The sequence below is a fragment of the Bacillus sp. OTU2372 genome (assembly GCF_038440275.1).
Taxonomy (GTDB): domain Bacteria; phylum Bacillota; class Bacilli; order Bacillales; family Cytobacillaceae; genus Neobacillus; species Neobacillus bataviensis_B.
Genome location: NZ_JASATK010000027.1, coordinates 34,202 through 58,232 on the forward strand (window position 1 = coordinate 34,202; position 24,031 = coordinate 58,232).

A 24,031-nucleotide genomic window follows, 5' to 3' on the forward strand; every position below is an offset into this window, starting at 1 on the left:
AAAAAACGCCCCTTTCGTCATAGAAGGGACGTTTCTTTAGCGTAACAATATTAACATATGTTTTTCCAAAATCGACAATTCTCCATACGGTTCAAGTACCGCCAACTTTATTTCATCTATGGAAAACTATCCCTTTTGCCTTAACGTGCTTTTTAGTCTATCTCGGTCAATCTGCCCTTTTTTTATCGTTTCTTCTATATTAGGGGTACCACCAGCAAAACGCGAATTTGCAACGTTAAGGAGATTTGAGTAAAAAAATTACCGGTTTTTACCACGGTAAGGTGTAACCCGTGTTCATTATTACCCCTGGTAGTTCAATTACCGTAATGATTCTAAGGTATTAGCCACTCTTTGATCAAAGCGATACTTACATAGTACTCCGGAATAAAGGAGTGTTACTAAAAGAGTTATTAAAACATATTTCTCCATTAAGATGGGAGCATGGATGCTCTTCGCTAAACTCTCAGAAAAAAAATCTATTTTTATTCTTCTTCTGGACTATTGCATTTATCGTCTTCACACCGAGAATAATAAATGATGACTCTATTAGTATCAGCTGTATCTATAAACTTCCCGCAACGGTCACATATAATGGTCCCTAATGCTACTTCACAACCTTGGGAAACAACCATTCTTTTTCCATCCTTTCTTGAACCGCCTGAGCCAAATCAATTACCCTGCTAGCATAAGCCCATTCGTTATCATACCAGGCAAGTAATTTTATTTGATTATTTGTAGCCATGATTGAAAGCCCATCGACAACTGCAGATTTATCACAACCAATAAAATCTGCTGAAACTAAAGGATCATACGTGTAAGATACATAATGATTTTTATTTAATTTTCCATTAAAAACTGATTTTACTTCATCTAGTGTAACCGTTCGTGACACTTCAATAGTTAGATCTGCTAAAGAAACATCTTGGGTAGGAACACGTATAGATATTCCCTCCACAAAACGGGAAAGATGTGGCAGTACATCCTCAAGTGCCTTGCCGACTCCAGTAGTTGTTGGGACTATCGATTGTGTACAAGCTCTTGCTCTTCTCAAATCCTTATGAGGGTTATCTATGTGCTTTTGATCAGAAGTAAAGGCATGAACCGTCGTCACCCAGCCTCTTTTTACTAGAAAAGCTTGATCAAGGATATTTAAAAGAGGAGCCACACAATTCGTTGTGCAAGATGCCGCTGATATGATTTTATGCTTAGAAATGTCTAACAGCTGGTCATTTACTCCCATAACGACTGTTAAATCCATCTGTTCACCGGGGGCGGTTACGATTACATGAGATGCCCCTGCTCTAAGATGTTTTTCTGCACCTTGACGGTGTGTGAATTTACCAGACGCATCCATGACAATGTCAACACCCATATTTCCCCATGGGATATTCTCGGGTTCACGTTCTGATACTATATCGTAAATTTTCCCATCAATGACAAGATTATCATTTTGAACTGATATATCTGCATCCCAGGTTCCATGAACAGTATCATATTTTAATAAATGAGCAACGGTTTCGGCAGGATAAATCGAGTTAATGGCTACTAATTTCAATGATTTATTTGTATCGGATAAAATCTTTCTGATTAACAGCCGTCCAATTCTTCCAGTACCACTAATACCTACTTTTGTATCCATCAAGCTACATCCCCTTTATTTGTTAAACATCTGATTCAATGATTGCAAATGTAAACCTATAGGATGTCAAGGGTGTTATCTATCTTTTTTAGCTGTACATCCAATTAAATTCCAGACTGGAGTTGGAAGAAATCTGCAAATGCCGCTCCAAGTCCGGCAGCACCCGCACATTCTCATTTCCCAAATTTCTCAATGGCCTGCGCTAACTCAAAGTGAGTCTCAGCATATTCATCAAGAGATACACCAGAAACGGCTGCTTCCCACCCTTGAATCATGCTTTTAACCCCTGCTTCAGAACCACCTGGGTGCCCAATGATGCCCCCACCTGCCAAATGCATCACATCAATCGTTTCCATCGACGAATAGGAATCTGGTGCAGTTCCTGCCCATTGGCCGGAAGATAATACAGGCATCACGGTATAACCGCCAAACATCGGGGTTATACAATCTTTTACTGATTTAATAACAGACTCATTAGACTCATAGAACTTGCTGTCGAGAGCATTACAATGCAAATGATCCACTCCGGCCAGGCGACACATCTTTTGGTAAGCCGTAAATTCCATTCCTAACTGCGGGCAACGGGTCATAGCTCCCCATTGATTACGGTGTCCGTGAATGGGAACCTCACTATATTTCCGTAAATGTGCAACACCAGCTAGCCCAACGCTGTTGATACCGACCATCACGCAAGTTCCACCGGCTTTTACAACTGTTTCATGGTTACGTTCGAGCTGGTCTATGTCATCCGTAATATTAAAGGCATACATAACCTTTTTTCCTGTTTTATCTGCGACCCTTTCGATTTCTTCCATTACCGCTTTAACACGGTTTTTCAAAGGAGCGTAAGGAGGATTCGCGTTGAGTTCATCATCTTTGATAAAGTCAATTCCAGCAAGCGCCAGATCTCTTACCACTACACGAAGTTCATCAGGTGTTAATCCAATACTAGGCTTCACAATCGTTCCTATAAATGGACGATTGTACACATTGGCTAATTTTCTCGTTCCCTCAATCCCAAATTTAGGTCCAGGATACTTTTCCATAAATGCATAAGGCAACTCCAAGTCCATGAGCCTCAACCCACTAAATTCACGGAGTTCATACAGATTCCCTGCCACAGTGGCCAATAGATTCGGTATTGAAGGGCCAAAGTTATGTAAGGGGAATGATAAAACGACCTTCCCTCGGTGATAGGAAATGGATCCATTGGATCCTTTAGGTGGTTTGGATCCGGGTAAAGTAGGAGTAGACACCACCTCTAATTCTTCAATCGACACCACCTTGGCTGAAAACTTGTCCTTAAGTTCTTCTGTTTCTCCAGGAACAGCAATAAAAGTACCGGTAGATTGCTCACCCGCCATGACTTTTGCAGCATATTCCAAATCATAGGGTGTCTCAATGTGATATGTAGCAAAAACACGATCCTGACTCATTGGTAACTCTCCTTTATAGTTGAATTTTAAAAAAATTAAATTTAGATATGCGGTCCGAATTTTACATTTTTTTGTTATGGTGATCTACTAAACTAAAAAGTTACTAAAACCATTAAAGGAAATCCATGAACCATTCTAATGAACCCTCGAACGTCTAGCTCTTCAACACATCTCTTAGTTTCTTCTTTCTTTCCCTCAAGCTTCCTTGATTTTAACAAAGAAATCAGGGCTGCCCATCTGACCACCTTTTAAGGCAATTTCGATACCATTCATAATGGGATCTGAAGAATAGCCACAGCACAACGGAACACCTGGATCAACTTGAAGAATCATTTCCAATGCAAAGAGTTTCAATTCTTTTGTCACAAAGCCCGAAGTATCCCCTCCAGCAGCAATGATTCGGCGAATATTTGTTGCTTTTATAATTTCCAATGTCCATTTACCTAATTGACTACCAATCAACTCGCCTGATTCCCTTTTTTCGATTCCCATCTCATCAAAAAGTCTGCGAGTTTCTTCAATAGCGGGATCTTCTGGTCCTTGAGCTGTATATAAAATAACACTTTTACCGTTTTGGATATGTTTAATTACCTTTTCCAATAGATTTTTTGGCAGTTCTTCTTTATTAATAATATCTTGGGGAGAAACTTGAATTCCCACGAAACCCGCTTCACTTGCCGTTTCGATTTGGAGTTTGGTAATTGGTGAACAGCTGCCAGCAACAACAAGAACTTGATTGGCAGCGGGTATTTTTGTTTTCCCATTTTTGTTGCTTGTTGCCTGCAATCCTTGCCGATTCCATTCAGCTGTTAATGCATATTCAACACCTGATGATCCGACAACGAAGCGTAAACCTTCTTGGCCTTTTTCCCATATTAGCCGGCCAACCGTTTGACTATGGATATCATCTAACGCATCAAGAAGAATGATACCATCGTTTGATTCTAATTTTTGCTCATACACTTCTTTAACATTATGATAAGCTCCAGAGAGCTCCACCACATTCATCAAACCAATTTGCTTGGGTATTTGAAATTGCTTGTTTAAATGAACTCGTAAATCTGATTCGTTCATAGGTGTCATTGGATGTTTTGACATAGTTGGATGCCTGTCCAACCGATAAACCGTATCATACATTTTTGCAAAATGGTTTCCAAATACCGTATACCTTCCTAGTGGCGGCGCTGCAACAAAAAGCGGCACTGTTTTTTGTGATTCTTCCGTGTAATCAAGCGCAATTTCAATTGCTTTACCAATACTGCCAACATCCGGATTTGAATCAAATGTTGAACATGTTTTATAATGAATCACATTCGTTCGCAACTTAAATAATGCCTCAAACACTGGTCGTAATTCTTGTTCCATTTCTTCCGGATTTTTAGCCCTGCTGGTTCCAGGAACTCCAATACATTGAACACCTTTGAAGTTTTCCAACATGTCTGGTGAAGGCGGCTCCAAAAATAGGATTGTGCGATACCCGTTTGATGCTAACGCTTCCATTGCATCCGTAGAACCAGTAAAATCATCTCCGTAAAAACCAAGCAATAAATTATTTTCGGACATTCCTACACTTCCTTTCTGTTTAGATTTCTTTAAATAATGTTGAACCAGTAAGATTTGCTTCCGATCCTTGTTTCAACTTATAACCCCTAACGGAAACACCACCTTCACAGACATTTCCTGAATGAATAACTTCCTACTAATTCATCAGACATATTTTATTTCTTTTTATAAATGTTATAAAATTTGTCTGATGTTACTATTTAATTTAATTATATATTACGCCAATATTAGCCGTCAATAACAAAAATTAAGTACTTTATCTGAAGTTTTACCATAAAAAGTCTGCTTTTTATAAAAAAGCGGCACTCTTTTGTCTGATGTTTACTTAAATCGTCATTCCAATCGAATATCAAAATTTTTATTTATATGATGTTTAGGCAGTCGAACTTTCTTATACTTCTGAGTTTTTGTTAAGGTTAGAGAATAACTAGGGACCAAAGAGGAATTTGAGGGTCTATAAGAACAACAAAAGGCAAGGGATCAATACAAATATGACTCATTTTAGATATAAATACCAAAATAAAATCAATACACTTTACCCTTCAACAGAATAAAGGATAAGCCAGCAAAAACTGTATAGTAAAAAGGCAAAAATAAAGGGAACGGTTCTAACTTTCGTTCAAAAGAAACAAAAGAACCATTCCCAGTCAGACCATCTGAGCATTCAAGAAAATGTACTCGTTTATTTAATCACTATTCTGACATTTTATTATTTTCATTTTTACTTATCCACTTTTTCCATAAATTAAGAGCTATTTTGACACCATGAATCCCAAGATAAAAATCCTTGTTTTCTATTGCTTCAATAATAATCCTATGATTTTCCGATGTTGGTTCCTTGTCCTCACTCTCAATTTGACCAGAGGCATAGTTTTCCAAGATCATGGGTGAAAAAATCTCAAATGAAAACAAATAAATTTCTTGCATAAGCCTGTTTTTTGTGGATGCCGCTAAGGCTTTATGGAACTCCGAGTCCAATGTATGAAGCCTTTCATAATCTTCTGGATTATTTTCAATGCACTCTAAAAAATCTTGATAATTTTTTCTTAGTACTTCAATATCTTCCTGAGTTGCATAAGAAATGGCCAATTTAACAACCGCAATTTCAATCTGTTCACGGAAATCAACCAATTCTTTCAATTGCATATTGTTTAAAATCATTTTAAACAATAGGGATTGAGAAATAGAAATATCCTCAGGTTCCGATATATACGTACCGTCCCCTCTCCGGATTTGGATAATATTAATCGCTTCTAAAATCTTCAACGCTTCCCGTACAGAACTCCTCCCTACATTTAATATTTCACTCAGTTCGATTTCTGTAGGGATTTTATCATTAGGTTTTAGCTCTTTAAGAATAATTTTATTCTTAATGTAGTCTGTCACTTTATTTACAGCCGTCTTATTATCCAATGATATTTCACTTTTAACGGCCGCTGATGTAAGTAGGTCCATCTCATCATTCACCTTTAATCCATATTTTTAATTTTGAACCCTTCTTATATGCCTAAATAAAAATAACTATTCATTTTGAATTATACAGTAATTAACTTAATCTTAAATATACTTTTAATTCTTAATGAAAGCAAAAAGAGAATCGAGAAGGAAAGTTCTCCTTCTCTTTAAGACAATTTGCGACCCATGTGATTTAAGGGTTAGTCACATCTACTAGAATTTGGGTCCCTTATGCTACAACATTATTAGCAGACTGTGCTTTTCTTTTTTCCACTCTTTTCGCATACCACGTCGTCATAATTGGGACTAAAACGGCTGTAACGATAACAGCTGCCGATACTTGAAGTGTGGCACTTGCAGCAACTTCACTATATATAGGTTGAACAGCCGCAACAGCTAATGGTACAGCCGCAGCATTTCCGGCGGTAGTGGCAGCAGCCATACCCCCTACACCATCTCCACCCGTGACAAAGTCCAATATAACTAATACAATCCCAGTAACCACAACAACAGCTAGCCCTAGAAGAATACCGGATAGACCAGCTTTAAATAAATTACCCAGGTTGATTCCACACCCAATTGCTAAACCTAAGAAGGGAATAAAGAGGCTCTCACCTACACTTAAAAACTCCCTCATTTTTTCATCCAGGTTTCCAAGAATCATCCCAAGGACCAATGGTATAATGGTAAATACAAATGCCGTAACCGGAAAGCTCGCTAAACCAGTAGCACCTAAAATCAGCATAGTGAAGAATGGCCCAGATTCAAGGGACATCAGAGAATAAGCCGCAACATCTTCTTGCTTCTTGCCTAATTGACCCATGAGAGCCATATAAATAGCGCCGTTTGTATCGGAAAAAGCAGCCACAATCGCTAATGCAGATAATCCTAAAAATAAATTATTTTGATCCGGAAAAATTGCTTTAATCAGGAAAGCAATTAAAAAACTTGTTCCAATTTTTCCAAGCCATAAGGATCCGCCTTTTTTTAAGATGTAACCGGTTGCATTAAATCGTATCGTTGAACCTAAACATATGTAAAATCCACCGAGCAGCGCTGTGGTTCCAGTTAATAATCCCCCGGTAAAAGAACTTTTAAATTCGGGCATATCAAATACATTTGGAAAGAATGTACGAATCACTGCTCCTAAAAGCAAAGGGATTAACATCATTCCTGCTGGAAATTTATCAATTGCGGCTTTTAACTTCATCTATAGACTCCCTCTCCATATCTTTATTTTAGATTTTACTTACCCCGAACGATTATTAATAGACTGTTAGATGTTCTAACTATAAATACAAGTAGCCTTGATATTATAGCCTACTTGTATTTATATAACTTTTCAAAAGTTTGCATTATCGCCGAACCCTGCTTATGCTATTATTTGTCCTTTAAAAACATAATCTTTCCTGAACCCTGTTTAAGCTGTTCAAATGCTTCATCCACCTGTGAAAATGAAAAACGATGTGTAACGACATCGAGAATATTTATTTTCTTCGCCTCAACTAAAGCTGATAGTTTATACCAAGTAGACCAAATGCCTCTTCCAAATAAACCTTTAATTGTAGCCCCTTTTAAATTAATGCTTTGTGTAATATTAATTGGAATAGAACCGCCAGGATGACCCACTGTTACTACTCTTCCTTCTAAACGAAGTAAATCGAATAGAGTTTCATAGACTTTAGGAGAACCAGTCATTTCGAAAATAAAGTCTACTCCACCTCTCTCCGCTGTCAATTCTTTTACAACAGCTGGAAGATCTTCTGTCAGCGAATTAACACCAATCGCACCAAATTTTTTGGCCATATCGACTCTGTACTGATCAATATCAACAGCAATGACCCTTGAGACCCCACACTCTTGCAGGATTTGGATAGCTAAAAGACCAATTGCTCCACATCCAAAGATGAGACCTGTATCACCTGGCTCTAGACCTGACAATTCCACTGCACGCATGGCAACACCGGCTGGTTCAAATAAGGAACCTTCCTGGAAAGAAACACTGTCCGGCAATTTAAAGCATACACTTTCCGGAGCAATGGCATAATCAGCAAAACAGCCGTCACAGCTCGTTCCATAAATACCCATATTCATACAGTTATGGGCATTGCCTGTTTTACATTGAAAACAATCACCACAAGGAATATGAGTCTCAAGAGATACTCGGTCGCCAACTTTAATCTTTTTAACATCACTGCCGACTTCCACAACTGTTCCAGCACATTCGTGACCAACAATAAACGGAAATTTCACATTAAATTTTGAGGCAAAGTCCTTTGCTGATTGCCCCCACTTAAAGTAACTAATATCCGTTCCGCAAATATTCGCTGCTTCTACATCAATTAATACTTCATTCGGTTTTGGTGTCGGTTTCTCTACTTCCATATAAGAGAACCCTAGATTCTCACCAGTCTTTACAACCGCCTTCATTATATGCTTTCCCTCTTTTGTGGATAGGTGAGATTCTCCTACTTTCACGACAGTTTCCATTTTACTACACCCCTTGGTAAGAATTTTTTTAATAACTTTGATCATTGCCTTTTCGATATACTACGAATTCTACTTATCCAGTAAACTATCATGTTTTCGTAACTCTATGAACATGTCTTCAATTTCAATTCTATTCATTAATGTCAGAGAGTTGAGCAAAGTCCAGTGGTTTTGTCCGCGTCCGCACTTACCGCTATACAGTATTATTCATTTTCGTATAATTAGTAAAACGCTTCCATTAAAGCTGCACGTGTTAAAATTTCATTGTACACGATATCTTTAACTCAAGACTTCCTTACTTTAAGTCCGCCATTGCTTTCTCATATTCCTCTGCAGTTGGACTTTTTTTGATGCCTAGCATCTGTTCTCCTACTCTTCATACTCTTAAAATACAATGCTGTGATGATATTGGCGGACGATAAAGCAGGACCTGAATATGATGGATTTTTTGATATTAAAACAATATCAATTACGCCCTGGCGAATTTGATTTTCCATAATTTTAAGTTCTTCCCTAAAATTTTAATTCTTAATTTTTGTCTGATGATTTTTCTCCATTTAAAATCTCCTCCTTTGGATTTGTATGATGTTTTTTATTGTTTATAATTCCAATAAAAATACATTTGTTATCATCCTCTATAGAAATTGTATATTATAATGGGTTTATTCGTCAATATTAATTATTAAAATATTATGTATTTTCGGTTGATAACTAATTTTTGTCTGATGTTTAAAGAAATGATATAACGAATGTAATTATATACTGACAAATTCATATGATGACTCCATGTTTCCAAAGGGCTTATTTCCTATTAAATCAATAACAAAATTACTAGTAAAATCCACGACAATATTAAATTGAACCTAGCCCCCTAAGCCTACATCTATTTCAACGTCAATCGTATCTCAGTCCACTACATTAGTGCATATACAATTATTTAAATCAAATTCCGTCACCAGTAATGCCTCAATCATGGAATATAGTATAATATTAGTTGAAGCCAGCTCAGACTAGTCACCTGAGCGTAAAACCGTTTTCTCCTGAATCGGTGGGGCTTCTTATTTTTTTGGACAAGAAAAAAACACCGACAGGAGGTCACTGTCGATGCTTTTTCCGCACCACTGTAAGCACTGTTTTAATGCTTTGTATTGTGGGCGATTAAAATTTTTTCCGCTTTTTTTATCTATAAATATATCCCTTTCATTCATACTTAGTTCAAGCATTTCGTTTAGTTGTCGATCAACATGTTAAAGAAGCATCGGCTTAAACAAAATGAAATTAAATTAAAGACAGACTTGTTTACCAAGATAACGGATTTATTTTTGCTCGAGAGGATGGACATCCACAACTACGAAAGGTGGTTGAGACAAGACTTAAAAGACTACTTAAAAAAGCAGAAATTGAAAAGAACATTACTCCACACTCATTTCGACATACTCACACTTCACTATTAATTGAAGCTGGAGTAGGCATTAAAGAAATACAACGGCGGCTTGGACATACAGATATTAATACTACAATGAATATCTATGCTCATATGACCGCCAATATGGAAGAAAAGGCCTCCCAACAGTTTAGCAAACTGATGAAAGACCTTCTCCTATAGTTAGCTTTTTTGTCACAAGTTGCCGTGCTTTTTTAAAAACGAGGACAATTCCAAGGACAAGAAAAGTATATTATCATTTTAAACGTTGATATAACAAGGTTTTTAACCCCTTATTACATCATGCCGCCCATTCCGCCCATGCCGCCCATGTCAGGCATTCCAGCAGCACCAGCTGGTTCTGGCTTGTCAGCAACAACCGCTTCAGTTGTTAAGAACATTGCTGCAACAGAAGCTGCATTTTGTAGAGCAGAACGAGTAACCTTAGTTGGATCAACGATACCAGCTTGAATCATGTTTACCCATTCGCCATTAGCAGCGTTGAAGCCTGTGCCAACTTCTTCACGCTTTAAGCGGTCAACAATAACAGATCCTTCAAGACCAGCATTGTGAGCGATTGTGCGAACTGGCTCTTCCATTGCACGTAGAACAATGTTAATACCTGTTGCTACATCGCCTTCTTCTTGAAGCTGAGCAACTTTGCTATATACGTTAAGAAGGGCTACACCACCACCGGATACGATACCTTCTTCAACAGCAGCACGAGTTGAGTTCAATGCGTCTTCGATACGAAGTTTGCGCTCTTTTAATTCAGTTTCAGTAGCCGCACCAACTTTGATTACTGCTACACCGCCAGCTAACTTAGCTAGGCGCTCTTGTAATTTTTCACGATCAAATTCAGAAGTAGTTTCTTCTAATTGAGAACGGATTTGATTTACACGAGCTTGGATATCTTCAGTTGCTCCAGCACCTTCAACGATTGTTGTATTTTCCTTTGTTACAACAACTTTCGCTGCACGGCCTAAAGAAGAGATCGTTGCAGACTTAAGGTCACGACCAAGCTCTTCAGTGATCACTTCACCGCCAGTTAATGCAGCGATATCTTCAAGCATCGCTTTACGACGGTCACCAAAGCCAGGAGCTTTAACAGCAACAGCATTGAATGTTCCGCGAAGTTTGTTTACTACTAATGTAGATAATGCCTCACCTTCGATATCTTCAGCAACTAGTAATAATGGCTTGCCTTGTTGTACTACTTGCTCAAGTACTGGAAGGATTTCTTGAATGCTAGAAATCTTCTTGTCAGTGATTAAGATATATGGATTATCTAGAACAGCTTCCATTTTGTCAGTGTTCGTTACCATGTATGCAGAAACATATCCACGGTCAAATTGCATACCTTCAACAACATCTAACTCAGTTGTGAAGCCTTTAGATTCTTCAATTGTGATAACGCCGTCGTTACCAACACGCTCCATTGCTTCAGCAATCAATTGGCCAACTTCTTCGTCAGCAGAAGAGATTGCAGCAACTTGTGCGATTGAAGCTTTGTTTTCGATTGGTTTAGAAATCGCCTTTAATTCTTCAACTGCTGTAGCAACAGCTTTCTCGATTCCTTTGCGGATACCCATTGGGTTCGCACCAGCAGTAACGTTCTTTAAGCCTTCACGAATCATTGCTTGAGCAAGGACAGTTGCAGTTGTTGTTCCGTCACCGGCAACATCATTTGTTTTGCTAGCTACTTCAGCAACTAATTTAGCACCCATGTTTTCGAATGCATCTTCTAATTCGATTTCTTTTGCAATCGTTACACCGTCATTTGTGATAAGCGGAGAACCAAATTTTTTCTCAAGAACCACGTTGCGTCCTTTAGGTCCAAGAGTCACTTTTACTGCATTTGCAAGAGCATCAACACCACGAAGCATTGCGCGGCGTGCATCTTCACTAAACATAATTTCTTTAGCCATTGTAAAAAAACCTCCTCGTATTTTTTACTCTGAATCTATTCTTTGAACTTCAATACCTATCAAGGGTCAAGTTCTAGCGTATTAACGCTTTTTATTACTCGCCTACGACAGCAAGAATATCGCTTTCACGTAAAATTAAGTATTCAACACCCTGGTATTTCACTTCTGTACCAGCGTATTTTGAGAAGATAATACGATCGCCTACAGCCACATCAAGTGCTACACGCTCACCGTTTTCAAGGACACGGCCATTACCTACGGCAACAACTTTTCCTTCCTGAGGCTTTTCTTTCGCTGAATCCGGTAATACGATTCCGCTTGCAGTTTTTTCTTCGGACTCAACAAGCTCAATAACAATACGATCACCTAATGGTCTTAACAATTCAAACAACCTCCTCAAATATATGTAGTTTTCTCATTATTAGCACTCTCTTCTAATGAGTGCTAACACAATTATTATAATAATGAATCTGAGATTTTTTTGCAAGTATGATGCATAAATTTTTACAAAGAAATTTTCTTTTTTGCAACCTTATAAAGTATGTGAAAAAGCATGCATTCTATACCTCTTTTATAAAAGAAAATAGACAAATTTCTATATAGTGCCGTTATAGTTCAGAAGCCATCATTTTTCATAAAACAATTCTTCTAAATTGATACAATCACGGCTTTAAGAGTAAAATAAATATTAGTGCTTCTATTGGATCGATTAATAATCGTACGTTACTCGCTGTATCATATAACTGTATTTAAAGGAGATTGTCATTTGAAAAAGGAATATTGGTGGGTCATTATTGTTTATATTGCAATGCAGTTTTCAAGTCTAGTGGGGCTACCCATCTTAATCTTTGGCTTTAAACAATTTGATATCAGTCAAAAACTTGCTGTTCCTGTTTATCTGATTGCTAGTTTTTCAATCGCCCTAATTATTATTCTTTTACTATTACGGAAAGAAATGAACACTCGCAGCCTGGATGTGAAAGGAACTTCATTTGGCTATTCGGCGATGTGGGCCGTGTTAGGGGTATTTTTAGCTTTATTTGCCCAGTACGTTGCCGCTATTATCGAGAGCCTTTTAGGAGTTGAAATGGGCTCTGAGAATACACAGGATATCCTGAAAATCATTGAAACCCTGCCGCTGGCGATCCTTGTAACGAGCATTATTGGACCTATCCTAGAAGAAATTGTTTTTCGCAAAATTATTTTTGGTGCACTGTATAAAAGATATAATTTTTTCATTTCTGCATTGATTAGTTCCGTCATCTTCGCTTTGGCCCATATGGAACCTGTACATATTTTGCTTTATTCAGCGATGGGCTTTACGTTTGCCTTTCTTTATGTCAGAACTAACAGAATCATTGTCCCAATATTTGCTCATGTATCGATGAACACGATGGTTGTCTTGGTTCAATCTGTTTATAAAGATGATATTGAACGGCTAAGGCGTGAAGCGGAAGCGATTCAAAACATTATCGGAGGCTTTCTATGAGACGTTCACCCTTGTTTTCCGGTTTTATCTACATTCTGCTAGGCGGGCTGTTTACCTATTTTGCCATCGACCATGTCCATACAAACGGCTGGGGCTTCTTCGGCTATCTGCTCGTTTTACTAGCTACATTCGACTTTGGCTCCGGCCTAAAAATGATCCTATTTCATATAAAGTACAAGAATAAGGTGAATAAATGAGAAAAGGTGACAGGCGCCATTTGAAACATGGCGCCTGTCACCTTTTCTATTATTTCGTTGTTGCCTGTGTGTTTATTCTGAGACGGTCTTTGCCGAGGATAAAGATAAAGAGGAAGGCTATTCCAGCAGGGACTAGTGCCCATGTAAAGGTGTGGACGATTGAGCTTGATAGGACATCTGTGATTTTGTCTAGGATTTGTGGCGGGATGTGACTTCTGGCTCCTTCTGATAATAATGATCGTGAATCGCCAAACGATTGCCCTTTCACTGGTCCCATTCCAGAGAAGGCATCCTCAAGCCCCTCGTTAAGATTACTTCTTTGAATCGTACCAAAGATGGTTATTCCAATTGTCATTCCAAGTGAACGAATAAAGTTACTTGTAGAAGTAGCGGAACCCCTCTGCTCCATGCCAAACGGATGAATCGCCGCCATACTTAACACCGAGAAGGAAAACCCAACTCCTAAGCCGATGACAATCATATAAATCGTCAGCAATGCACGGCTGGTGTCCGGCGAGATGCTGCTTAAAAGCAAAAATCCAATAATCAAAATAACCCCAGATAAAAACATGATGTTACGGTAACTCATCTTGGTCGTCAAAAATCCTCCTGCTTGAGCCGTTACCACTGAACCAAGCATCATCGGCAATAAGATCAATCCTGAATTGGTCGCTGTTCCTCCATATACCCCTTGCACAAAGATGGGAATATACACAGTAGCGGCCATAAATGCTGCTCCATAAAATAAGCTGACAAGTGTACTTCCTGCAAACAGACGATTCTTAAACATAGCAAACGAAATAATAGGATCCTTTGCCTTCTTCTCAGCGTACAGAAAAAGTAATAGTAAGACAGCAAAGCCAGCAAATAAGCTCAAAATAATACTAGAATCCCAATCATATTTCTGCCCGCCAAGCTCAAGGGCAAACATTAAACAAACAACGGATCCAATTAAAGTAATAGCTCCCCACCAGTCGATCTGCTGTTTTTTGTGAATTGGCGATTCTTTATATGCAATCGAGACAAACACCAAGGATAATATTCCGAGTGGTAAATTAATATAAAAAATCCAATGCCAGCTGATATGATCCGTAATATAGGCCCCTAATAACGGACCGAAGATACTTGATAATCCAAAAACAGCCCCAAACAATCCGCCCATTTTCCCGCGCTTTTCAGGAGGAAATAAATCAAACATGATGGTAAAGGCAATCGGAACCAGTGCCCCGCCGCCGATACCCTGAATCGCCCGGTAGACGCTTAGCTGCGTGATCGTTTCCGCTGTACCGCAAAGTGCGGAGCCACTCATAAATAAAATTAACCCAAATACGAAGAAATGTTTACGTCCATACATATCGGATAACTTACCAAAAATCGGCATCCCGGCCATTTCTGCCACCATGTAGGCCGAAACCACCCAGACAAAGCTTTCCAGCCCGCCAAGGTCACCAACAATCGTTCCCATTGCAGTTACAACTATGGTATTATCCATCGAGGCCATCAGTATACCCAGTAACAATCCTGCAACGACCAGCCCTAACTTACTTTCCTTTGTAGCCATTCGATTACCCCTTTACACTTTTGTCTTAGATTTTATTGCTGACGATGAATCGCTTTTCAATTCCGTTGTATATTCAACAAGGCCTATTTGACAGCCGGGACCGATTTTAACCGTATTACCGCGTACGACTTCAGCCGTTGTATTTTCTAAGTAAATATCATCACCCTCAATCACTTTTGCCGAAAGAGTCCCTTCCTCTCTTCCAAACGGAAGGATCGAGTTTTTCTTTCTCTTGACCATAATTTTTCCGCCGCCAATTTCTTCAGCTTTGCTTTGCCCGAATCGCAATGCGATCTTAACTTTGTCTGCTGTTAGTAATCCTTTGATGTCGAAGCCGCCGGTGGAATCAAAGGTCTCATATTCCACATTTCCTTTAACTGAGATACTTCCTTTAATGGTCGCAACATCTCCGCTTAACTTTTCACCAACTTCGAGCAGACCAAACACCTTCATCTTCTTCAAACTAGCATTCCGTCCGACCATCATCGTGCCCATAACAAGTGTATCGTTGGACGCCATATCACCTTTAACCTCGGCCTCGCCCATAATTTTTACCGAGCCTGTTTTCACATTATCTCTCGCCTCACTCGTTCCATAAACATGAAAGGCGGAACAATCCACGTCATTCACAATGGTCCCTTCACCGCGGATGCTGATTTTATCATATATGCCGCCTGGATAGCTTCCCGAACCATTAATAATTAAATTTTGTCCTTTGCCCATTCTCTTCCCCTCCTCCTAAACCTTCTGAATATCGCCTACAACCGAATTTTTATCTTGAGAAAATTCATCCGTATATTCCACCACACCGATCTGACAATTCGGACCTATCTTCACTTGGTGACCCCGGACCACCTTCGCCACGGTATTTTCCAGTACAATTGTGTCACCCTCAATCAAATCAGTTTCTAATTGGTTTTTGAAAAAAGGTTTAAATATAGCGCCAATAAAGGACCCTTTATGTTGTTTAACGGTAATGGACTGCCCGCCTATTTCCTTTGCCCTACAATCCCCATAAACCTCCACATCGATTTGCTCTGCATTGAGAAGTCCCCCAATTGTAAAGCGATATTTTCCTTTAAAACTCTCAACTTCACAATCTTCACCCACTGTTAAAATACCATGAATGGTAATCTGTTCCGCTTTTACTTTACCTTCAACATTGACTTTTCCGGAGACCTTTACGTTTTTTACCGAAAGATTTTGCGCAACCTTAGCTGTCCCATCCACTTTCAGTTTCTCGCCCTCAATATTTCCGTGAAACCGGGCATTGCCGTTAACTTTTACATTAGTGGCTGCTACATTTCCCATCAAAGTTCCTGAGCCGTTACATTCTAATACATCACATTCTAGGTCACTATTTACGGTCCCACTTCCATTCAGTGTAACCAGAGAAAAATGTCCTCCATTGGACGAACCAAGTCCATTGATGACCAGGTCCCCTCTTCGATTCGTTTCCATAGTCATTCTCCCTTATAATAATTTAGCTTTAATTTCTTCCATACATGTCATCATAGATAATACAGTGACCACTTTTGTTCCCGGTTCAAAATGAAAGGCCTCTGAATTAATCAGCAACAGGCAGGAGGAAACGCCAAGCTTTCTTGTTATCACTAATTCACATTTTTTCTGTTTTATCACATGCGCGTTGTCCTTTAAGACCTGAAGCAGCATTTTACCTTCATCTAAATTTATTTCACCCGATTGTAAAAGTTTCTCTAATACATAAACTTCGAGCATTCTTGAAAAGGTAAACTGATGACCGCCCTTATCCATTTCCAAATAGATATCCATTACAGGTGGTGAAACAATGTTGCGTTTTATAAGATCGTCCTTTTCCAGCTCTAAATCACTAATATTAGGTGAAAACATATCTGCTAATTCATCCAAAGACAAATTATCCTTCATGGTCTGGATTTTATTAATCCGCTCTAAAACCTTTTCTTTTGGAAAGAACGTTTCCTGTCCAGTAAAGGTGGATTTTCGGATAAACCACTCTTCGGGGATAAGATCTTTCCGTTTCCATCGGTAGAGCTGCCCATAAGAGATACCGGCAAGTTCCAGTAGCTCCTTCTTAGAAATTAAATCGTCGCTCATTTTAGATAACCCCTTTCTGAAAACAGTGTAACATAACACTGTTATGCTAGTAAAGTGATAAAAAAAGTGTTTCACTAATTTTTGTAAGTGAAACACCCTTTTATCATTATTCCTCTATTTCTTCTGTTGGGTAATGCTTTAAGAAGTAAACTAAAGACTGCAGTTCCACTGCCAAGTCGATGTGATGAACCCTGATCGATGAAGGGACATTTAATCGTGCTGGAGTGAAATTTAAGATCCCTCTCACTTCAGCTTTTGCCAGCCTGTCGGTAATCACTTGGGCAACAGGTGCTGGAACCGTTAGAATGACAACAGATATTTTTTCCTCTAAGAGCACTTTTTCGAGATCATCCATCGGATAAACCGGAACTTCACGAATTTTTGTTCCCTCTTTTGCCGGATCGACATCAAAGGCAACTTCAATTTTTGTATTATTGTTTTTTAAGAAATTATAATTTAAAAAGGCAGTACCTAGATTCCCAACCCCAATTAACGCAACCTTTGTTAATTCATCTTGATCAAGTGTCTTACGGAAAAAGGTCAACAAATAGTTGACATTGTAGCCATATCCCTTTTTCCCCAAGGCCCCAAAATAGGAAAAGTCTCGGCGGATTGTCGCACTGTCTACCTTTACCGCTTCACTTAGTTCTGCAGACGAAACTCTTTGTTTACCTGAAGTATGCAGATTTTTTAAAAATCGATAATAGAGGGGCAGCCGTTTTGCTGTCGCCTGTGGTATCTTCATCGTTTCATTACTCATAATCTCCCACACCCCATTATAAAAATTTGATAATATTATTTAACTTGTTCGGTTCTTTTGAAGTCCCCATTTTTTCCGCCCGTTTTCTCAACTAAGTAAGTTGGTCCAATGATCATACCTTTATCTACTGCTTTGCACATATCATAAACGGTTAAAGCGCATGCTGATGCAGCTGTGAGCGCTTCCATTTCAACACCTGTATTCCCTTTTGTTTTAACGGCTGCAGCAATATGCAACTGATAGCTTCCATTTTGATTCTGTTCCCATGAGAAGGATATATTGACCCCTGTTAATGGAATCGGGTGACACATGGGAATAATATCCCAAGTCTTTTTCGCTGCCATTACCGCTGCAACTTGTGCGACAGCTAAGACATCACCTTTTTTCATTTCATGGTTCGTTATTTTTTGATATATTTCTTCACTTACGATAATACTCGATTGAGCAAGAGCCGTGCGTGCCGTTTCGGGTTTGTCGCTGACATCAACCATTTTAGCTCTGCCTTCTTCATTAAAGTGCGTAAATTCTGCCATAAAAAAATCCTCCTACAAAAAAATAATACACTATTTTTAACACTATGTGTGTGAAACTTTGAGCGAAATATACATTTTTCTTGAAAAAAGTGCCATCGATTACTCTTTATTGCTGTCATTACGCTTATAAGGTACACTATTTGTATGGTAGGTAATTTTGAAAGCTGAAACTTAGTGAAGTTTTTCACTAAACAAATGAAATCGAATACAGCCGTTTTTTATAAAAGATCTGACGTAATCCTATTTTACGTTTTGTTGTTAATAGAGGTGATTTAAAATGATTTTACTACAAGTGAACCAGCTGCAAAAATATTATGGCGCTGAGCTTATTTTATCGAATATAAAGCTTGAATTACAAACCCGCGACCGTGTGGCCCTTGTCGGACGAAATGGTGCGGGAAAATCAACGTTATTAAAGATTATTGCCGGACACCTGTCCCACGATGGCGGAGAGATCATTAAACCAAAAGATGTAACAATCGGTTATTTAGCGCAAAATACCGGCCTTGAATCCAATTTGTCGATTTGGGATGAGATGTTAACCGTTTTCGAACCACTTCGATTAATGGAAAAATCGCTTCGCAAGCTCGAAGAACAAATGGCTGATCCTACTATTTTTGAAAACAGTGCCAAATACGAGCGCATTTTAAAAGAATATGATCTGCTCCAGGTGAGATTTAAGGAACAAGGCGGCTATCAATATGAGGCAGAAATACGCTCTGTTCTCTCTGGTTTAAACTTTCATGATAATTCCCTGATGATTGCCTCTTTAAGCGGAGGACAAAAAACCCGTCTGGCCTTAGGAAAACTATTATTAACAAGACCTGATATTTTGATATTGGACGAGCCAACTAACCATCTTGACATCGATACCCTTTCCTGGCTGGAGCAATATTTGCAGGGGTATAATGGTGCGATTTTAATTGTTTCCCATGACCGTTATTTCTTAGATAAAGTCGTGACGCAGGTTTACGAAGTATCAAGGAAACAAATTCAACGGTTTACAGGCAACTATAGCGCCTACCTTGACCAAAAAGCAGCCAATTATGAGCGTGATATGAAACTATACGAGAAACAACAGCAAGAGGTGGCTAATCTGCAAGATTTTATCCAACGAAATCTTGCTAGGGCCTCGACGACAAAGCGCGCCCAAAGCCGTCGAAAAAAGCTTGAAAAAATGGAGATAATGGATCGCCCGCTTGGAGATGAGAAATCAGCCACTTTCACCTTTGAGATTGAAAAACAAAGCGGCAACGATGTATTAACGGTAGAATCCCTGGCTGTGGGCTATGAAGGTAAAAAGGTATCAGAGGATATTTCGTTTCGTGCCTATAGAGGGGAAAGTATTGCCTTAGTCGGTCCAAATGGGATTGGAAAATCTACTCTCCTCAAAACGATTATCAAGAAACTGCCTGCACTAGATGGCTCTGTTCGCTATGGAACCAATTTAGCTCTTGGATATTACGATCAGGAACAAGCAGAATTAACTTCTAACAAACGAGTGTTAAATGAACTATGGGATGATTATCCTTTAAAAAGTGAAAAGGAAATACGTACGGTTTTAGGTAATTTCCTATTTTCCGGTGATGATGTTTTGAAAATTGTTTCCACCTTAAGCGGAGGTGAAAAGGCACGGCTTGCACTTGCCAAGCTCATGCTTGAAAAAGCCAATTTACTTATTTTGGACGAGCCGACAAACCACCTGGACCTCGACAGCAAAGAAGTGCTTGAAAATGCGTTAATTGACTATCCTGGCACCATCCTTTTTGTCTCACACGATCGATATTTCATTAACCGAATTGCTACAAAAGTGTTGGAGCTGAGTCCTAAGGGTAGCTTAGAGTATTTGGGAGATTATGATTATTATGTTGAAAAGAAACTCGAGCAGGAAGAACTAGCAGCACTCGCTCAAAGTGAATCTGCTAAGAAAACAGCTGAAAAGGAGTCCACAGAAAAAAATAGTTATCAACAGGATAAAGAGAGTAAAAAACTTGAACGCCAGCGGAAAAGAAGATTAGAAGAAGTGGAACTGCGAATTGAGGAACTTGAGGAGCAGATTCTAGAGTTTGAGCAACAGTTATGTGACCCAGAGGTTTTTCAAGATCATGAAAAGGTATTAGAACTAAATATACAGAATGAACAAGCAAAAAATGAACTTGAGCAGTTAATGGATGAATGGGCTGCACTTGCCGAATAATGTCGAAACCGGGAGTATTTTCCCGGTTTTTTTTATACAATAAATTCAGTTGTCCACAAGGTTACTCACATCTTAGATAGTATTGATATAAACATTCATCGAAGTTTTCCACATTATTCACAGTTATCCCCGATTTTATCCACATTATCAACAGATTGTTGATATCTATCCACAAATTGTGAATTCTTTATTTACTTTTCTGAAAACTTTATCCACAGGTTTTTTAATTTCACTGCATGAAAGTCATTTTTTGAAACATTGAAAAAGCCCTTCCATTCGGAAGGACTAATTATATAATTCGATATCAAGTCCAGGGTTGGCATTAAGGTTCAATCCAGCCCTGATCCCTTTTTCAAACATGACACTGCCGGCAGCAGCAATCATCGCTGCATTATCCGTACATAATAAAAGTGGGGGTATGACCAATTCAACCTCAGGATGTTTTGAAAAGGTTTGTTCCAAAGCCTTTCTTAATCCCTTGTTCGCTGCAACACCACCAGCTACTAATAGCTGTTTCACTTTATACTCTGAAACAGCCCTCTCTGTCTTTTTCACAAGCACTTCAATGACACTTTCTTGAAAGCTCGCTGCCAAGTCCTCAGGGGCAATCGTCTCACCACGCTGCTCTGCGTTGTGCACAGTGTTAATAACTGCTGACTTTAGTCCGCTAAAACTAAAATCGTACGAGCCTTCTTCAAGCCAAGCCCTTGGTAAGTCAATTGTTGGTTTTCCTTCATGTGCTAGACGGTCAATATGCGGTCCGCCCGGATAAGGCATATTCAGGGTTCTTGCAACCTTATCGTATGCTTCACCTGCAGCGTCGTCCCTTGTTTCACCAATCACCTCAAAGTGACCATGCTCCTTCATATAAACAATCTCTGTATGCCCGCCAGAAACAACGAGGGCTAGAAGTGGAAATTTCAATTCTGTCACAAGTCTGTTTGCGTATATATGACCTGCGATATGATGTACAGGGACAAGTGGCTTATTATGGGCAAACGCAAGGGCTTTGGCCGCATTTACCCCAATTAACAGCGCCCCTACTAAGCCTGGGCCTTCTGTTACCGCAATGGCATCTATTGCTGAAAAAGTTAGATTTGCTTGACGCAATGCTTCCTCGATTACTATGGTTATTTGTTCAACATGATGACGAGAGGCTATTTCAGGTACAACCCCGCCAAATCTTTTATGACTCTCAATTTGCGAAGCTACCACATTTGCCGCAATCTCACGGCCATTTTTTATTATCGCTACGGCTGTTTCGTCACAGCTTGTTTCAATCCCTAAAATCCATAAATCTTTTTTCATAAGTTCACCCACATAATTAGTGCATCTTCCTGATTATCGGAATAATAATTTTTTCGAATCCCGCCGTTGTGAAAACCAAATTTCCGGTAAAGGGATTGAGCGACATGATTGGTCACACGGACTTCAAGTGTCATACTCTTTGCTCCCATTTCACGGGCGGTTGATATTAGTTTTGTTAACAAAGCTTCGCCTAGTTTCTTCCCTCTATATTCCGGAAGGATCGCTATATTGGTTACATGTGCTTCATCAATTACTATCCATGTGCCACAATAGCCGATGATTTTATCACTTTCCTCTAGGACGATATAGACGGCAAATTTATTATTGTGTATTTCATTAAAAAATGCCTCTCGACTCCATGGTGTGGTAAAAGAGGCATGCTCAACTTCTAATACCTGATCGATGTCCTCTTCCCTCATTAAACGAAAAACATAAGAATCTACCATTTATCTCTAACCCTATCCATTTAGAATTTTCCCTTTTGCCTCCAGCCATTTCGCTTCAGCTTCGGCCAAGCGAATATAATTTGGAACAAAGGAATGTAAATCTTCCCCTGGTTTATCCTGCCCTAACCCAGCCAGCTCTGCTGGGCGAGGATTGTGCTCAAGTTTACTGGCATAAATCGCTTTTTCTCCCAATATTTCATCTATCTTAGCTTTATGAATCGGTAAATCATTTCCGACAAAAAGAATAGGTTTGTCCATTTCTTGCAGTTCCTCGGCCCAATCGGCTAACATAACGAGCTGATCCTTTTTTACGGCTGCCAACTTACTGTTTTGATATTGATAGAGGGCTGTATATACTTGTCCTCTTCTGGCGTCAAATATAGGTGATACGTACCCATCAAAGTAACGTCCTGTACCAGCGGCCAATATCTCAAGGCTTGAAATCCCGACAAGAGGTATATTTAAGGTCCAGGCTAATGTTTTCGCAACAGTTACGCCAATCCTAACTCCTGTATAGGACCCCGGCCCTTTTGCAACAACTATCTTCGTTAGATCAGCAGGCATTCTTTCGCAATCCTTCATTAAGGTTTGGATAGCGGGCATAATTCGAACTGAGTGGTTTTTCTTTATGTTGGTAATATATTCACCAAGTACTTGATTATCCTCTAACAGCGCTACTCCTAAAACATAATTAGAAGTATCTATCGCTAAAATGGTCATCTAAAATATCTCCTTACATAATTGCTCATATCTTGGTCCTTTAGGCTTTAAGACAATTTTCCGTTGTTCCTGACCTTGATGGTATAAATAGATCGTCAAAAGCTCTGCCGGTAGCTGCTCTTCAATAAGATGAGCCCATTCCACGACTGTAACTCCATCACCTTCAAAGTATTCATCAAAACCCAGGTCTTCGTATGCGTCAGCTACTCGGTATACGTCCATATGATACAATGGAAGCCGGCCTCTATATTCCTTGATTATTGTAAATGTGGGGCTATTAACGGTTCTTTTTACCTCTAGTCCTTTTGCCAGCCCTTTTGTAAAAGTAGTTTTTCCTGCGCCTAGGTCGCCTTCAAGGGCGATGACGTCACCTGGCTTTAGAAACTCAGCGAGTCTTTCAGCAAACTGAGAAGTTTCCCCATCATTCGTTGTCATTAATTCAAATTCTTCCATCCAATCACCTTACTTTACCATAACGATTCTTTATTTTCATTTTACCCTTATTTAGGTATAAAAAAAACCTTAGGATGCTTCCTAAGGATGTATATACTATATGTAGTTTACAAGAATTTTTCGTTTAAAGCAAAAAGACGACGGTTCGCTTTATTCTTATTGTGGTATGAAAGACAGTTTTGGGGGGATTCCTTTGGATTTTGTCCTTCATTGCAGATTTAAGAAACCTTCCCAGCTTCTCTTATATAAAAACATCTACTGTAAAATATTTAAATCTTTATTTTAATGCAAAAAACTAGCCGAAACAGTGTTTCGACTAGTTTTTAAAAAATATGA

Annotated in this window: 22 protein-coding genes and 2 pseudogenes; 4 read left to right on the top strand and 20 right to left on the bottom strand. The window is 39.0% G+C overall.

Annotated features, from left to right (window positions below; translation table 11 throughout):
• Window positions 1–482: 482 nt before the first annotated feature.
• The 8 genes and pseudogenes from AAHB15_RS25695 to AAHB15_RS30325 form a co-directional block, all read right to left on the bottom strand.
• On the bottom strand, window positions 483–632 hold the full coding sequence (locus AAHB15_RS25695; protein ID WP_335574594.1) for a GapA-binding peptide SR1P: 150 nt from the start codon (window positions 630–632) through the stop codon (window positions 483–485).
• Entirely contained in the window at window positions 605–1,639 is a 1,035-nt protein-coding gene (gene gap, locus AAHB15_RS25700; RefSeq protein ID WP_335574593.1) for a type I glyceraldehyde-3-phosphate dehydrogenase, read from the bottom strand. Before gap ends, AAHB15_RS25695 begins: the two co-directional genes overlap by 28 nt.
• Before the next feature lie 173 nt (window positions 1,640–1,812).
• Window positions 1,813–3,075: a ribulose-bisphosphate carboxylase large subunit family protein gene (locus AAHB15_RS25705; RefSeq protein WP_335574592.1), complete on the bottom strand. Its 1,263-nt coding sequence runs from the start codon at window positions 3,073–3,075 to the stop codon at window positions 1,813–1,815.
• A 195-nt stretch (window positions 3,076–3,270) separates the two neighbouring features.
• Window positions 3,271–4,638: a four-carbon acid sugar kinase family protein gene (locus AAHB15_RS25710; RefSeq protein WP_335574591.1), complete on the bottom strand. Its 1,368-nt coding sequence runs from the start codon at window positions 4,636–4,638 to the stop codon at window positions 3,271–3,273.
• A gap of 693 nt (window positions 4,639–5,331) precedes the next feature.
• The gene (locus AAHB15_RS25715; RefSeq protein WP_342043619.1) at window positions 5,332–6,093 is read right to left on the bottom strand and encodes a FadR/GntR family transcriptional regulator; all 762 of its coding nucleotides are present in this window, start codon (window positions 6,091–6,093) and stop codon (window positions 5,332–5,334) included.
• Between the two features lie 229 nt (window positions 6,094–6,322).
• Entirely contained in the window at window positions 6,323–7,303 is a 981-nt protein-coding gene (locus AAHB15_RS25720) for a 2-keto-3-deoxygluconate permease (RefSeq protein WP_335574589.1), read from the bottom strand.
• Between the two features lie 170 nt (window positions 7,304–7,473).
• The gene (locus tag AAHB15_RS25725; RefSeq protein ID WP_335574588.1) at window positions 7,474–8,583 is read right to left on the bottom strand and encodes a zinc-dependent alcohol dehydrogenase; all 1,110 of its coding nucleotides are present in this window, start codon (window positions 8,581–8,583) and stop codon (window positions 7,474–7,476) included.
• 1,121 nt (window positions 8,584–9,704) lie between these two features.
• Window positions 9,705–9,824: pseudogene (locus AAHB15_RS30325) on the bottom strand (recombinase family protein); the annotation flags it as partial.
• On the opposite strand from AAHB15_RS30325, the pseudogene AAHB15_RS25730 reads away from it, so the two are divergent.
• Window positions 9,822–10,189 (top strand): annotated as a pseudogene (locus tag AAHB15_RS25730) (tyrosine-type recombinase/integrase); the annotation flags it as partial. The pseudogenes AAHB15_RS30325 and AAHB15_RS25730 overlap by 3 nt on opposite strands.
• Window positions 10,190–10,302: 113 nt before the next feature.
• Here AAHB15_RS25730 and groL read toward each other — a convergent pair.
• On the bottom strand, window positions 10,303–11,934 hold the full coding sequence (gene groL, locus AAHB15_RS25735) for a chaperonin GroEL (RefSeq protein ID WP_098529499.1): 1,632 nt from the start codon (window positions 11,932–11,934) through the stop codon (window positions 10,303–10,305).
• 94 nt (window positions 11,935–12,028) lie between these two features.
• The gene (groES, locus tag AAHB15_RS25740) at window positions 12,029–12,316 is read right to left on the bottom strand and encodes a co-chaperone GroES (RefSeq protein WP_098529497.1); all 288 of its coding nucleotides are present in this window, start codon (window positions 12,314–12,316) and stop codon (window positions 12,029–12,031) included.
• Window positions 12,317–12,700: 384 nt separating this feature from the next.
• Between groES and AAHB15_RS25745 the strand changes: the two genes are divergently transcribed.
• The gene (locus AAHB15_RS25745; RefSeq protein WP_335574587.1) at window positions 12,701–13,423 is read left to right on the top strand and encodes a CPBP family intramembrane glutamic endopeptidase; all 723 of its coding nucleotides are present in this window, start codon (window positions 12,701–12,703) and stop codon (window positions 13,421–13,423) included.
• Complete coding sequence (locus tag AAHB15_RS25750) at window positions 13,420–13,620, top strand: YdiK family protein (RefSeq protein WP_342043620.1); 201 nt, start codon at window positions 13,420–13,422, stop codon at window positions 13,618–13,620. The genes AAHB15_RS25745 and AAHB15_RS25750 overlap by 4 nt, the downstream gene beginning before the upstream one ends.
• Before the next feature lie 49 nt (window positions 13,621–13,669).
• Here the strand turns inward: AAHB15_RS25750 and AAHB15_RS25755 are convergent, their stop codons facing one another.
• From AAHB15_RS25755 to moaC, 6 genes are all read right to left on the bottom strand, one after another.
• Window positions 13,670–15,181: an MDR family MFS transporter gene (locus AAHB15_RS25755; protein ID WP_335575613.1), complete on the bottom strand. Its 1,512-nt coding sequence runs from the start codon at window positions 15,179–15,181 to the stop codon at window positions 13,670–13,672.
• Between the two features lie 12 nt (window positions 15,182–15,193).
• Window positions 15,194–15,904, bottom strand: a complete 711-nt coding sequence (locus tag AAHB15_RS25760) for a cytoplasmic protein (protein ID WP_335575614.1) — start codon at window positions 15,902–15,904, stop codon at window positions 15,194–15,196.
• 15 nt (window positions 15,905–15,919) lie between these two features.
• Window positions 15,920–16,642, bottom strand: coding sequence for a polymer-forming cytoskeletal protein (locus AAHB15_RS25765; protein ID WP_335575615.1), 723 nt, complete (start codon window positions 16,640–16,642; stop codon window positions 15,920–15,922).
• A 12-nt stretch (window positions 16,643–16,654) separates the two neighbouring features.
• Window positions 16,655–17,278 carry a YhbD family protein gene (locus AAHB15_RS25770; RefSeq protein WP_335575616.1) on the bottom strand — a complete coding sequence of 208 codons (624 nt, stop codon included), beginning with the start codon at window positions 17,276–17,278 and terminating at the stop codon, window positions 16,655–16,657.
• A 106-nt stretch (window positions 17,279–17,384) separates the two neighbouring features.
• Window positions 17,385–18,038: a redox-sensing transcriptional repressor Rex gene (locus AAHB15_RS25775; protein WP_335575617.1), complete on the bottom strand. Its 654-nt coding sequence runs from the start codon at window positions 18,036–18,038 to the stop codon at window positions 17,385–17,387.
• A 35-nt stretch (window positions 18,039–18,073) separates the two neighbouring features.
• Window positions 18,074–18,571: a cyclic pyranopterin monophosphate synthase MoaC gene (gene moaC, locus AAHB15_RS25780; RefSeq protein ID WP_144567800.1), complete on the bottom strand. Its 498-nt coding sequence runs from the start codon at window positions 18,569–18,571 to the stop codon at window positions 18,074–18,076.
• Between the two features lie 277 nt (window positions 18,572–18,848).
• Here moaC and AAHB15_RS25785 point away from each other — a divergent pair, with 277 nt between their 5' ends.
• The gene (locus AAHB15_RS25785) at window positions 18,849–20,768 is read left to right on the top strand and encodes an ABC-F family ATP-binding cassette domain-containing protein (RefSeq protein ID WP_335575618.1); all 1,920 of its coding nucleotides are present in this window, start codon (window positions 18,849–18,851) and stop codon (window positions 20,766–20,768) included.
• Window positions 20,769–21,053: 285 nt separating this feature from the next.
• Here the strand turns inward: AAHB15_RS25785 and tsaD are convergent, their stop codons facing one another.
• Genes tsaD through tsaE form a run of 4 tightly spaced genes read right to left on the bottom strand, consistent with a single transcriptional unit; the run spans window position 21,054 to window position 23,695 of the window.
• Window positions 21,054–22,076, bottom strand: a complete 1,023-nt coding sequence (gene tsaD / locus AAHB15_RS25790; protein ID WP_335575619.1) for a tRNA (adenosine(37)-N6)-threonylcarbamoyltransferase complex transferase subunit TsaD — start codon at window positions 22,074–22,076, stop codon at window positions 21,054–21,056.
• Window positions 22,073–22,522, bottom strand: coding sequence for a ribosomal protein S18-alanine N-acetyltransferase (gene rimI / locus AAHB15_RS25795; protein ID WP_342043621.1), 450 nt, complete (start codon window positions 22,520–22,522; stop codon window positions 22,073–22,075). Before rimI ends, tsaD begins: the two co-directional genes overlap by 4 nt.
• Before the next feature lie 12 nt (window positions 22,523–22,534).
• On the bottom strand, window positions 22,535–23,242 hold the full coding sequence (gene tsaB / locus AAHB15_RS25800; protein ID WP_335575621.1) for a tRNA (adenosine(37)-N6)-threonylcarbamoyltransferase complex dimerization subunit type 1 TsaB: 708 nt from the start codon (window positions 23,240–23,242) through the stop codon (window positions 22,535–22,537).
• The gene (gene tsaE, locus AAHB15_RS25805) at window positions 23,243–23,695 is read right to left on the bottom strand and encodes a tRNA (adenosine(37)-N6)-threonylcarbamoyltransferase complex ATPase subunit type 1 TsaE (protein ID WP_098529473.1); all 453 of its coding nucleotides are present in this window, start codon (window positions 23,693–23,695) and stop codon (window positions 23,243–23,245) included.
• Window positions 23,696–24,031 lie beyond the last annotated feature (336 nt).